Source organism: Streptomyces roseolilacinus, from assembly GCF_014649335.1.
Lineage (GTDB): Bacteria > Actinomycetota > Actinomycetes > Streptomycetales > Streptomycetaceae > Streptomyces > Streptomyces roseolilacinus.
The window spans coordinates 59,609-71,644 of record NZ_BMSV01000013.1; the positions used below are offsets into that span (position 1 = coordinate 59,609).

13 protein-coding genes are annotated in these 12,036 nt (G+C 76.3%); 4 read left to right on the forward strand and 9 right to left on the reverse strand.

Annotation, left to right across the window (positions count from 1 at the left end; all coding sequences use genetic code 11):
- The first annotated feature begins 116 nt into the window (after positions 1-116).
- Positions 117-1,067, forward strand: coding sequence for a LysR family transcriptional regulator (locus IE106_RS26505; RefSeq protein WP_229840816.1), 951 nt, complete (start codon positions 117-119; stop codon positions 1,065-1,067).
- A 160-nt stretch (positions 1,068-1,227) separates the two neighbouring features.
- Here IE106_RS26505 and IE106_RS26510 read toward each other — a convergent pair whose 3' ends face one another.
- Together IE106_RS26510 and IE106_RS26515 are read right to left on the reverse strand one after the other, a co-directional pair.
- Positions 1,228-1,989 carry an alpha/beta fold hydrolase gene (locus IE106_RS26510; RefSeq protein ID WP_189537753.1) on the reverse strand — a complete coding sequence of 254 codons (762 nt, stop codon included), beginning with the start codon at positions 1,987-1,989 and terminating at the stop codon, positions 1,228-1,230.
- Positions 1,990-2,031: 42 nt separating this feature from the next.
- Positions 2,032-2,898 (reverse strand): NAD(P)-dependent oxidoreductase, encoded by an 867-nt coding sequence (locus IE106_RS26515; protein ID WP_189537754.1) that lies wholly within the window; start codon positions 2,896-2,898, stop codon positions 2,032-2,034.
- 134 nt (positions 2,899-3,032) lie between these two features.
- Here IE106_RS26515 and IE106_RS26520 point away from each other — a divergent pair, with 134 nt between their 5' ends.
- A complete protein-coding gene (locus IE106_RS26520; RefSeq protein WP_189537755.1) occupies positions 3,033-3,410 on the forward strand; it encodes a winged helix-turn-helix transcriptional regulator in 378 nt (125 codons plus the stop codon).
- Between the two features lie 19 nt (positions 3,411-3,429).
- Here the strand turns inward: IE106_RS26520 and IE106_RS26525 are convergent, their stop codons facing one another.
- On the reverse strand, positions 3,430-4,770 hold the full coding sequence (locus IE106_RS26525; protein ID WP_189537756.1) for an aminotransferase-like domain-containing protein: 1,341 nt from the start codon (positions 4,768-4,770) through the stop codon (positions 3,430-3,432).
- A 120-nt stretch (positions 4,771-4,890) separates the two neighbouring features.
- Here IE106_RS26525 and IE106_RS26530 point away from each other — a divergent pair, with 120 nt between their 5' ends.
- Complete coding sequence (locus IE106_RS26530; RefSeq protein WP_189537757.1) at positions 4,891-5,541, forward strand: LysE family translocator; 651 nt, start codon at positions 4,891-4,893, stop codon at positions 5,539-5,541.
- Positions 5,542-5,727: 186 nt separating this feature from the next.
- Complete coding sequence (locus tag IE106_RS26535) at positions 5,728-7,683, forward strand: caspase family protein (RefSeq protein ID WP_189537758.1); 1,956 nt, start codon at positions 5,728-5,730, stop codon at positions 7,681-7,683.
- A 138-nt stretch (positions 7,684-7,821) separates the two neighbouring features.
- On the opposite strand, the gene IE106_RS26540 is transcribed toward IE106_RS26535, so the two are convergent.
- The 6 genes from IE106_RS26540 to IE106_RS26565 all read right to left on the reverse strand — a co-directional run bounded on the left by IE106_RS26540 (position 7,822) and on the right by IE106_RS26565 (position 11,904).
- On the reverse strand, positions 7,822-8,475 hold the full coding sequence (locus IE106_RS26540; protein WP_189537759.1) for an RES family NAD+ phosphorylase: 654 nt from the start codon (positions 8,473-8,475) through the stop codon (positions 7,822-7,824).
- 5 nt (positions 8,476-8,480) lie between these two features.
- Positions 8,481-9,227: a hypothetical protein gene (locus tag IE106_RS26545; protein WP_189537760.1), complete on the reverse strand. Its 747-nt coding sequence runs from the start codon at positions 9,225-9,227 to the stop codon at positions 8,481-8,483.
- Positions 9,224-10,291 (reverse strand): macro domain-containing protein, encoded by a 1,068-nt coding sequence (locus IE106_RS26550; RefSeq protein WP_189537761.1) that lies wholly within the window; start codon positions 10,289-10,291, stop codon positions 9,224-9,226. The genes IE106_RS26545 and IE106_RS26550 overlap by 4 nt, the downstream gene beginning before the upstream one ends.
- A 128-nt stretch (positions 10,292-10,419) precedes the next feature.
- Complete coding sequence (locus IE106_RS26555) at positions 10,420-11,073, reverse strand: vitamin K epoxide reductase family protein (RefSeq protein WP_189537762.1); 654 nt, start codon at positions 11,071-11,073, stop codon at positions 10,420-10,422.
- A gap of 117 nt (positions 11,074-11,190) precedes the next feature.
- On the reverse strand, positions 11,191-11,439 hold the full coding sequence (locus tag IE106_RS26560) for a chaplin (RefSeq protein WP_189537763.1): 249 nt from the start codon (positions 11,437-11,439) through the stop codon (positions 11,191-11,193).
- Between the two features lie 189 nt (positions 11,440-11,628).
- Positions 11,629-11,904, reverse strand: a complete 276-nt coding sequence (locus tag IE106_RS26565) for a hypothetical protein (RefSeq protein ID WP_189537764.1) — start codon at positions 11,902-11,904, stop codon at positions 11,629-11,631.
- Positions 11,905-12,036 lie beyond the last annotated feature (132 nt).

Genomic DNA, 12,036 nt, shown 5'->3' on the forward strand with positions numbered 1-12,036 from the left:
CGACCATCAACTCCGTTCGGGATGACAGGTGGTGTCGGTGCCTCAAGCCTTCGTCAGCGCTCGACCGGGAACAACAGCGATGATCGCAACGTTCGTTCAGCCAGGCTTACCGATCCATGTCCGCACGCATCCCGGAGACGCACGTGGACCAGAACGAACTCGGCTGCTTTCTCGTGCTGGCCGAGGAACTGCACTTCGGCCGTACTGCCAGCCGGCTGCACCTGTCCCGTGCCCGGGTGAGTCAGCTCATCCAGAGGCTGGAGCGCCGCGTCGGAGCGCCCTTGTTCACGCGCACGAGTCGGCGGGTGGCCCTCACCGGCCTGGGCAGTCGCCTCCGTGACGACCTCGAACCGCACTACCGCGGTATCGAGGACGCCCTGGCCCGGGCCGTCGCGTCGGCACGCACCACGGCGGGAGTCCTGCACGTCGGCTTCTCCACCCCCCTGGCGGGGGAGATGGTGATGAAGGCGACCGAGAAGCTGCGCACCACCTGTCCCGGACTCGCCGTCGAGGTGTGCGAGGTGCCGCTCTGCGATCCGTACGGAATGCTGCGCAAAGGCGATTTCGACCTCCAGCTGACGGACTTCCCCGTGCGCGAGGACGACCTGACCCGCGGGCCCACGCTCCTCACCGAGGACAGGGTGCTGGCCGTCGCGGCCGGACACCCCCTGGCCGGACGGAACACGGTGACACTCGAGGATCTGGCCGGTGTGCCCTTGCTGACGATCGCGGGCGACATCCCGGAGTACTGGCTGGAGCACCAGCTGCCGACGCGCACGCCCAGCGGCAGGCCGATCGAGCGGGGGCCGTCCATCACGAGCCTCCAGGAGGCGCTGACACTCGTCGCCGGCGGCAAGGGAGTGGTCCTGGCGGGGGCTCACACCGCCTTCTACCACAGCCGTCCCGGCGTCTCCTATGTCCCGGTGGAGGGCGACAAGCCTCTGCGGTACGGCCTGACGTGGCGGTCCGGCGGCGGCAACCGGACGATAGAACTCTTCGGGGCTGTGGCTCGCGAGATCGCGCGGGGCATGGCTCCGGCCGGTCCCGGGAGAGCGACACCCGGCTGATGCTCCGCTCCGGGGCGTCGGACGCCTCGGTGGAGGAGGGAACACCCTCACCGCCACGCCCCGGGCAGGCCCCGGTCGGATCCTTCTGACCGGGGCTTTCCGTCCGGGGGCGGGGGTGGAGGGGCCGGGGTCGGCTCCGCTCCCGGGTGGGTGGTCCGGCTCAGGGGCCGGTGGGCGTCTCCCGGAGGAAGCGGGTGAGCAGGTCGGTGGTCGGGGCGGGACGTTCCAGGTTGGGGAGGTGGCCCGCCCAGGGGAGTTCGAGGTGGCGGGCGCCGGGGACGCGCCGCGCGACGGTGGCGGCGATCTCGCGGAAGTCCGGCAGGTCGTGGGCGCCCGAGACCACCAGGCAGGGAGCCGTGATCCGGGAGAGGTCGACCTGCTCCCCGGGCAGGGAGAAGTCCTCCGCCGCCGCCTGGACCTCGAAGGCGTGCCGCTGCATGCGGCGGACCCGTTCCCGGGCCTCGTCGTCGGCCTCCGGGCCCAGCCACGTCCGCACGTTCAGTTCGACGGCCCCCGCGATGTCGCCCGCCTCGAACAGCTCCTCCTCCCGCTCGTCGAAGGAGCGCAGCGCGGCGCCGGGCTCGTGGCCGGGCATCGCGGGGCAGAGCAGGGCCAGCCCCGTGACGCGGTCCGGGCGGGTCGCCGCCAGTTCGAGGGCGACCCTGCCGCCGTACGAGGCGCCGACGAGCACGGCGCGGTCGACGCCCAGGTGGTCGAGGAGGTCCGCGACGTCCGCGGCGTCGCCGTAGGGGCGGTCCGCCACCGGGGACTCGCCGTACCCCCGGAAGTCGCAGCGGACGACCCGGTGTCCGGAGTCGGCGAGGGCCGGCCACTGGGGGTCCCACATGCGGCGGTCGCAGACCGAGGAGTGCAGGAGGACCACGGCGGGCCCGTCGCCCGATACGTCGTGAGCGAGTGTCATCGGCTGGACGCTACCGGGCCCCGCCGTGCGGCGACACCGGATTCACCGGATGCTCTCGATGATGCGGGGGAAGCCCTCCTTCCCGTGTCCGGCGTCGATCTGGCGCCGGATGAGCCGCTGGACCATGCCGATGACCTCGGTGCTCACGCCCTGCTCGGAACTGGCGTCCAGGATGTGGCCGAGGTCGGAGAACTCCAGGCTCTGCTGCCCTTCGACGGTGTAGTCCCCGCCGTCGATGACGGTGGCGTACCCCTCCAACTCACCCGTCATGGCGGACAGCCACGGCGCGGCCATGGAGGCGAACTCGCGTGCCGTCACCCCGGCCGGCGCGACCATGGCGGCGCCGTGCACGAAGCCGGCGAACATGACGTACATGCCCGAGAGCAGGGCGAGGTCGTACAGGGACGCCAGCCCGGCGTCCTCGCCGAAGTAGGTGCTGGTCCCCCACAGTCCGAGCAGCGGCTCGTACTGGCGGAAGACGTCGGCCGACCCGCTGTAGAGGATCGAGGACCCCGGCTTGCCGATCATGTGCGGGACGGCCATGATGCCGCCGCTCAGGTACGCGATCCCGGCGTCGGCGGCCCACGCGGCCAGCTCCCGCGCCTGGGCCGGTGACGTCGTGGTCAGGTTGATCAGGGTGCTCCCGGCCATCTCGCCGGCGAGCGGGTCGAGCACCTCGTGGACCGACGCGTGGTCCAGCAGGCACGCGATCACCAGCCGGCCGCCCCGGACCGCGTCGCCCGCGGTGGCGGCGGCCGTCGCGCCCCGGGCGACGAGGCCGTCGGCCTTCCCCGGGGTGCGGTTCCAGACCGTCGTCGGGTGTCCGGCGTCCACCAGGGCTTCCGCCAGCGCGGTGCCCATCGCCCCCAGGCCGAGAACGTTTACCTGGACGCTGTTTTCCTTCGTCATGCGTGTACTTCCCCTCGGTTTCGTCCTTCGCTCCGATCCTCTCCGCCGCCGGTAGGGTTGACCAGTACGGACTAATGAGTGGGGTACGCACCTGCCGGTAAGTACCGGCGGTCGCGGGCCCCTTGGAGGGGCGGATGGCTGCATCAGCGCGACGCGGGCCCTACTTCTGCGGCATCGACGCGGCGATGGACGTCGTCGCCGGCAAGTGGAAGTCGCTGATCCTCTGGGAGTTGCACCACCACGGCACCCGCCGGTTCGCCGAGCTGCGGCGGGGGCTGCCGGGGGTCAGCGAGAAGATGCTGATCCAGCACCTGCGGGAGATGGAGGAGGACGGGCTCGTCCACCGCGAGGTGTACCGCCAGGTGCCGCCGAAGGTCGAGTACTCCCTGACGGAGCACGGCGCCTCCCTCAACGCCGCCCTGGCCTCGCTGGGGGAGTGGGGTACCGAGCGCATGCGGCGCATCGGGGCCGAGAGGGTCTCCGTCGACGGTGTCGCCGCGGCGGGCCGCTGAGGGCCCGGCGCGCGGCGGGTCATGCCGGGAGGTGGGCGTCCGGGCCGGAGCGGGCCAGGCCGGCCAGGGTCCGCAGGGCCCGCGTGAGGACCTCCCGCGGGGGTGAGGCCAGGCCCAGGCGGACGGCGTGGGGCGCCCGGTGGGGGTCCGTGGTGAAGGCCGACGCCGGGGTCAGGGCGATGCCGTGGCGGGCCGCCGCCGCCACGAACAGGTCGGCGCGCCACGCCGGGGGCAGGTCCCACCAGCAGAAGCAGGAGCGCGGGTCCGTGCGCAGGGCGAACCCGGACAGGTCGCGGCGGACCAGGGACTGGCGGTGCTCGACCTCCCGGCGCTTCGCGCGGACCAGGGCGTCGACCGTTCCGGCCGACTGCCAGCGCGTCGCCGCCTCCAGGGCGTAGCCCGACGGGGACCAGCCGCCCGAGCGCACGGCCGCCTCGACGGCGGGGGCCAGGGCGTCCGGTACGACGGCGAAGCCCACGGTCAGACCGGGGGCGAGGCGCTTGGACAGGCTGTCCACGACGACCGTCCGCTCGGGTGCCAGGGCGGCGAGCGGCGGCACGTCGTCGTACAGGAACGCCCAGATGGCGTCCTCGATCACCGGCACGTCCAACCGCCGCAGGGTCGCGACGAGTTCGGTGCGGCGGCCGGGCGGCATGGTGAGGGACAGCGGGTTGTGGAGCGCCGGCTGCAGGTAGACGGCGTGCAGCGGCGCGGTGCGGTGGGCGTCGGCGAGGGACTCCGGCCGTACGCCGGCCTCGTCCATGGCCAGCGGGACCACGGTCACGCCGAGGCGGCCCGCGAGGGACTTCAGCACCGGGTACGTCAGCTCCTCGGCGCCCAGCCGCCCGCCCGGCGGGACCAGCGCGGCGACGGCGGCCGAGATCGCTTGGCGGCCGTTGCCGGTGAACAGCACCCGGTCCGGGTCGGGCCGCCAGTCGGCGCGGGCCAGGAGGCGGGCGGCGGCCGTACGGGACCGGGCGGTGCCGGTCGCGCCCACCGGCCGCAGCGCCGCGTCCAGGACGTCGGCGCGCAGGAGCCCCTCCAGGCCCTCGGCGAGGAGGGCCGCCTGCTCGGGGACGACGGGGTAGTTCAGTTCGAGGTTGACCGGCTGGGCCGGCGGCTGGCTCAGGGCGGGTGCGGCGGACGGGTGCCCGGTCGCCCGGACGAACGTGCCCCGCCCGACCTCCCCCACCGTCAGGCCGCGCCGGGCCAGTTCCCGGTACACGCGGGCGGCCGTGGACGGGGCGACGCCCCGGTCGCGGGCGAACCGCCGCTGCGGCGGCAGCCGGTCGCCCGGCCGGAGCCGGCCCGCCGCGATCTCCGCCGCCACCGCGTCCGCCACCCGCCGGTAGTCGTCCACCTCGGTCCGCTCCCTCCGCCGTCCCAAATTGCACCGAGAGCAATGTTTTTATTGCACCGAGTGACGGGCTGTCAATATGCTCGAACCGTCGGTGGTCGGAGACGGCACGGGGGTGGCACCGTGGTGGAAGGCAGCGCCCTGCTGGGCGTGTTCGCGATCGCGCTCGGCATGGTGCTCACCCCCGGGCCGAACATGGTCTACCTGGTCTCGCGGTCCCTCACCCAGGGCCGCCGCGCCGGGGTCGTCTCGCTCGGCGGGGTCGCCGTCGGGTTCCTCGTCTACCTGGTGGCCACCAACCTCGGCCTGTCCGTGCTGTTCGTCGCGGTGCCGCAGCTGTACCTGGCCGTGAAGCTGGCCGGCGCCGCGTACCTCGGCTGGCTCGCCTGGTGCGCGCTGCGGCCCGGCGGGGTGTCCGTCTTCACCCCGCAGGACGTGCCGCCGGACCCGCCGCGCAGGCTGTTCGCCATGGGGCTGACGACGAGCCTGCTCAACCCCAAGATCGCCATCATGTACCTGTCGCTCATCCCGCAGTTCGTCGACGTCGGGGAGGGGCACGTGCTCGTCCAGGGGCTCGTCCTCGGCGCCGTGCAGATCGCCGTCAGCGTCGGGGTGAACCTGGCGATCGTCATGGCCGCCGGGGCCGTCGCCGTGTTCCTCGCCCGCCGCCCCGCCTGGCTGCGGGTCCAGCGGTACGCCATGGGCGCCGTGCTGGGCGCCCTCGCCGTCGGCCTCGCCGCGGACACCTCCGCGCCCCGCGCCGCCGCGCGCTGACCGCCTCCCCCCTCACACACGACTGCCGTACGTCGATGACACGACGACACGACGGCGCGACGGCGCGAGTACGGCCAAGGGGCCGGGAGGTGCGGGACCCCCGCGGACGGAGCCGCCCCGGAAAGGCCCGGAGAAGGACCCGCAAACGCCCCGAACCGCGCGGCTCCGCCTGCCAGACTCCCCCGCATGGCGAAGGTGTACGCCCTCTTCGTGGGCATCGACGACTACCCGGCAGGCCGGTGGGCCAAGCTCGGCGGCTGCCTCAACGACATCGAGGCGGGGCGCCGTTGGCTGGAGGAGCGGCTCGACGCCCCGCCCGCCGTCCGCGTCCTCACCGACCGCGGGGCGACGGTCGCCGCGGTGACCGACGCGATCACCCGGCACCTCGGCAAGGCCGGCCCCGGCGACAAGGCGTTCCTCTGGTTCTCCGGCCACGGCACCGAGTACGACGTGTCGTCCCCGGCCGAGCGGTTCGTCGAGGCGACCGGGAAGTGCCAGGCCCTCGTCTGCTCCGACGGGCCGCTGCCCGACAAGCGCCTCGGCGCGCTCCTCGACGGGATCGCCGCCCGCGGCGCGCACGTCTCCGCCGTGCTCGACTGCTGCTTCTCCGGCGGCGCCACCCGCGACCCGGTGGACGCCGTCGCCCGGTACGCGCCGCCGCTCCCCGAGTGGACGACGCTCCCGCAGCACGCGCCCCCGGCGGCCCGGGACACCGGCGACCCCGCCCGGGGCCCCCGGCACGTGCTGCTCGCCGGCTGCCGCCTCGACCAGCGCGCCTACGAGCGGAAGTACGGGGGCCGGGCGCACGGCGTGTTCACCCACGCCCTGCTGGGCGCCCTCCGCGCCGCGCCGCCCGGTGCCACGTACCGGGAGGTGCTGGCCGCAGCCCACGCGCGGGTGCAGACCGACGAGCGGTTCCAGCACCCCGTCCTCGCCCCGGCCGACCCCGGCGGCATCGCCGACACGCCCGTCCTCGGCGGCGCCGTCCGGCCGCCCGCCCCGCACCTGCTGCGGTACGGCCCGGACGGCTGGGAGGTCGACTGCGGCGGCGTCCACGGCCTGCGCGCGGGCGCCGGCGCCGCCCGCGGCACCGCGTTCACCGTCACGGGGGACCACGGCGGCCCCGCCGTCCGCGCCCGCGAGGTCCACCCGACCCGCACGCTCGTCACCCCGGACGGCTGGACGCCCGACCGCGCCCGCGCCTACCCCGTCGCGCCGTCGTCGCTGGCCCTGCCGCCGCTCGCGGTGCGCCTGGAGGGCCCCGACGCGAAGGCCGTGGCCCGCGCCCTCGCCACCGCCGGGCCGGGCGGCCGGCCCTCCCCGTTCGTGCGCGTCGGCGACGGCGCGCACCCCGACGGGCTGCGCCGCGTCGTCACCGGCGGCGGCCGGGCGCACATCCTCCGCCGCGACGGCTCGCCCGCCGTCGACCCCCTGCCGCTCACCGGTCCCGCCGACGCCCGGCGGGTCGCCCGCTGCCTCGTCCACCTCGCGCGCTGGCACCAGCTGCACGCCCTGGACAACCCGGCGTCGCCGCTCGCCGGACTGGTGCGCGTCGAGGTCGTCCCGTGGGGGCGCTGGGGCGCGTACGGCAGGGCCTCCGTCGCCCCCGACGCGACCGGCGACCTGGTGTGCCGCTACTCCGGCGGACCCGGCTGCCCGCGTCCCCCCGAGGTCACCATCCGCATCCACAACCACGCGAACCGCGCCCTGTGGGCCGTCCTCATCGACCTGACCGACACCTACGCCGCCCGCACCCACCTCTACCCGGGCCACTTCATCGGCGCCCGCCGCACCGGCCACGTCTTCGACGGCGAGGTCGTCGAGCTGTCCCTCCCGCCCGGCCGCGCCGAGAAGCCGGGCGCCGAGGCCCGCGACTGGCTCAAACTCGTCGTCGCCGAGAACGAGATCAACACCGCCCCGTTCCGGCTGGAGCGGTGGGACCCGTACGCCGACGCGCACGAGTCGGCCCGCGGCGACACCGCCGGGCCCGACCACGACGCCCCGGACGGCGTGCTCCACCTGGCCGTGCCGGGCGCCGACCGCGACCTCGGGCCGTCCCGGCGCAGGGGGCCCGGCCAGTGGTGGGCGACCACCGTGCCGGTACGGACGGTCGTGCCGCCCCTCACCGGCCGGGGCGCGTGAACCCCGCCCACGACACCGGGCCGTCCCGGTCGCCCGCGCCGCCCGCTCCCGCGGTGCGGGCGGCACGGCCCCGGGCGGCCGGCGCGCCGGGTCCGGCAGCCCGTCGGAGCCCGCCGTGCCGCCCCCTCCTCCGCGCGCTCAGCGCGGGGTGATCCGGGCGTGGTACGGATCGAGCACGCCGTTCAGCCAGTCCTCGCCGTCCGGGGTGGAGAGGTCCACGGCGGGCGTACCGGTCTCCTCGACCGCGCCGGGCGGGCAGCGGTCCCCGAAGAGGACCGCGACCCGGTCGGCGGGCTCCCGCTTCGACGGCCACACGAAGCCCTGCGCCCACGGGTCGGTGTGGCGCCGGATCCAGTGCCCCCACGCGCGCGTGAAGGCGTACTCGTGCGCCTCCGCCTGGACGAGCCACGCGTCCTGCGCGACCGCCGCCAGGTCCCGCCCCGACATCAGCGACACGACGTCGACGTCCACGGCGAGCCGCAGGAACGCCAGCCGCCGCCCCCGCACCGCCGCGCGCGGCACCGGCCGCGGCTCCGGCGTCGTGCAGGGGATCGACCGCAGCAGCGTCTCGCACACCGCGGCGGACGCGGTGAACCCGGCGTACAGGAAGGGGTACGGGTCGTCCTCCGTCGCGTCGAACCGGCCGCCGCCCCAGAGCCGTCCGGCCGGCTCGGGGTTGAACGCGGTCGCCGGCCACGCCGCGCGGTGCACCCGGAACAGCGGCGTCCCGGCCGGCAGCGTCGCCTTCACGGGCGTGCCGGGCGGGGCGGCGGGCGGCGGGGTGTTGGGCATCGCCGTCACTCCCCGTCCACCAGGGCGCGCGCCGCGCCCACCAGGTCGTCGTCCCGCCCGGTACCCAGGAGCGCGGCCGGCGACGCGGCCAGCCACGCGTTGTCGGCGAGCCACCAGTCGGCGGCGCCCCACGGGTCCTCGTCGGCGCCGAGCAGCCCGTTCACCTCCAGTACCACCGGCCACGGCAGGGCGTCCCCGGAGAACTGGAACCGGGGCAGCCGCACCGCCCCGCCCGCGCCGCGCAGCCGGATCAGCCCGGAGGCGTACGGGTCGCCGCCCCGCCGCCGCACGGCGTCCTCCGACAGGGCGGGCACCGCCAGCAGCCGGTCCCGCACCGGCCCGAGGACGGGGCCGACCATGCGCGTGCCGTCCAGCACCAGGACGGCCAGGTCCACGGCGCGGAAACCGGCGTACGCGGCGGCGTGCGGCGACGCCGGCGAGGCGGCCGTGGCGGGCGGCTCGGCCACGAACCGGGCGCCCTCCCCGTCCCCCAGCGCGTCCGCCAGCACGCGCGCCGCGTCCCAGGCCGCGCCCCGGGCCGCCTCCCACCCGCCGGTCCCGCCGGCCCCGTTGGTCCCGTCAGGCCGGCCGGTCCCGTCGCCCCCCTCGGACTCGTCGCCCCCCTCGGACCCCTCCCGCAGCCGCCGCAGGGCGTCGCGCAACCGCCGCGCCGCCTCCGGACCCAGCCGGGGCTCCAGCGCGTCCCAGGCGGCGGCCGCCCTCGCCAGCACCGCGTACGGGTCGCCACTCACGCCCCGCCCCCCTCGACGAGCCGGGCCAGCACGTCGGCGTCGGCCGCGTCGAGCACCACCAGGTGCAGGTCCCAGGCCGCGCCCCGCGCCAACTCCGCCTCCACCGCGGCCCACACGGCGGCGGCGCTCACCTCGGCGGGCAGCCCGCCCCGCCCGGCGCCGAGCAGCGGCAGGCACAGCGACCGCAGCGGCGGGTCGAACCGCGCCGACTCCTCGCCGAGCAGCGCGAACACCCGGGTCACCGCGCGCGTGACGTCGGCCGGCAGCACGTCGTAGTCGTTGGTGCCGGCCCGGGGGACGGCCACCGCCGCGTGGTAGAGCCGGCGCACCCCCTGCGCGGCCAGCGCGCCCGCCCCGGTCACCGCGACGGTCGCCGGCCGGACGGCCCGGCCGGCGGCGCCGTGCCGGGCGGCCCAGGCCCGCAACTCGTCGTGGATGCGGTCCTCCACGAGCTCCCCCGTGGGCCCGCGCACCGCCCCGGCCTGACGCAGCGACGCCGGCACGGACGACTTGTAGGGCGCGGGCAGCGCGAACCACACGTTGGCCGGGGACACCACCACGTCGACGTCGCGCAGCAGGTCCACGGAGTGGACGTGCAGGGTCAGCCGGTGCGGTCCCGCGCGCAGCTCCCGGTGCGTGGTCCGGGCCGGCACCGCCGCGGGGGCGCCGGGCTGTTCGGCGGCCACCGCGGCGACCTGCTCGGCGACCTGACCGAGCACCAGGGGCTCGTGGTGCTTGCGGAACCGCTCGACGCTCACGCCGTACACCTCGGCGGCCCTGCGGCGCCGGTCGGCGGCGGGCCGGTCGCGGGTGCCCTGGACGAGGCCGAGGCCGTAGGCGGCGGCGTCCCTGAGCGTCCCCGCGTCCAGCCGGGCCACCGCGGCCCGTAACAGCCGCTCCACGGGGGTGGCGCCCGGACCGTGGGCGAGGGCGAGGGCGGCGGAGGAGGCGGCGCGGGAGAGCGAGGGGAGGTCCAGCTCGCGCAGCCGCACGAGGCCCGCTCGCCGTACGGCCTTCACCTCCCCCAGGATCGAAGCGTGATCGGGCATGGGGCCGGTCGGCATGCACGGAAGGATCCCAACACGCCGGTCGGTCCACAAGCCGCGTCCCGCTGTTCATCCCACCGGGTGAACCGGTCGCCTTCGGGGCGGCGGGCCGGGCGCCTTCCGGTCGGCGCCCGGCGGGACGGGCGTCAGCCGGTCCAGAAGTCCCACCAGCGGGTCAGGACGAGCACGCCGACGACCCCCAGGTGCAGGGCGGGCGGGAGCCAGGGGAGGTCGTCGAGGAAGCGCCGCGCCCCGCGCGGGGCGGGCAGCCGGCCGTGCCGCGCGTTCTCCGCGGTGACGTGCCAGAACATCACGATCGTCGCGGCCCAGGCGAGGCAGCACCACAGGCACAGGGCGTTGATCTCGTACAGGGACTGCCACATCAGCCAGGTGCAGAAGCCGACCCCGAACAGTGTCCCCGCGTTGAGGCCGAGCCAGAACCAGCCCCGGTGGCGGGCGCCCGCCAGCAGACCGGCGCCGATCGCGACGACCATGCCGTACGCGACGAGGCCGAGCATCGGGTTGGGGAACCCGAACACCGCCGCCTGGTCGCTCTTCATGACGCTGCCGCACGACACGACGGGGTTGAGGCTGCACCCGGGCGTGAAGTGGGGGTCCTCCAGCAGCCGGTACTTGTCGAGCGTGATGACCCACGAGGCGAGCACCCCCGCCGCGCCGGTCACCACCAGCAGCCAGGCCAGGGCGCGGCCCGGCCCCGCCGCGCCGTCCCCGGCGGGTGGCGCGGCGGGGCGGGCGTGGGCGGGTGCGGGCTTCGTGTGCGTGCCGCGGGTCATCGTCATGGTTCCCACCGGTCCTCTCGGTGTCGGGTGCGCGGGGCGGGGACGAGGCGGTGCGCGCCGTCCTGCGGGAACACGGCGGCGGAGGTCATGGGGCCGGGTGCCGAGGGGGGAGGGGGGTCAGCCGCCGCGGCGGGGCTCGCCGGGGTTGGCGCAGACGTTGCCGAACGCCGGGTTCAGGACGCCGACCACCTCCGTCGTCTCGCCGCACAGGCCGACCCGGGAGTGGAGCGGCACCTGGACGGTCCTGCCCGAGGTGCTGCCGGTGACGGCGTCGAGGCCCGGGACGGCGGCGGCCGTGCCGACTCCGGCCAGGGTGACGGCGCCCGTGCCGGCGACGACGGTGGCGGCCTTCGCGATGCGGGACATCGGGGATCTCCTCGTACGTGGTGGGGCGATGGGGACGGCGGCCGGCGCCCGGTCACCGCGCGCCTCCTCGCGGCCGGTGACGGGCGGGCCCCGGGGGCCGGCCCCGCGCACCGGGGCCCGGCCGTCCACCGCAGGGGGGCGGGACCGGCACCGGTCCCGCCCCCCTGCGCGTGCGCGTGCGCGTGTGCGTCAGCGGTCGAGCGGCAGCCCGCCGAGCAGCGGCGCGGCCTGCTGCGGGGCTCCGACGCCGCCGGCGGCGTCCGCGACCTTGTCGACCAGCTTCTGGTCGGCGACCTCGCCGACGTCGTCGGAGGGGACCGCCTCGGTCAGGCCCCGCTCGCCCAGCGCGCCGACCGCTCCCTTCAGGCCGGAGGGGGTGAGGGCGTCGGCGGCGAAGGCCGGTGCCGCCACGCCCATCGCCATCACGGAGCCGGCGAGGACCGCGGCAACCTTCGTGGGCTTCATTCGGGGGAGTCCTTCCTGGAAGGGCATCGTGCGGAACGACCCGCGCCGCCGGCGGGGCACTCGGCCGGCCGCGGTGGCACGCGTCTGTCCTCTGTAACGAGCCCCGCGCGCGCCGGAAACCCCGTGCCGCGG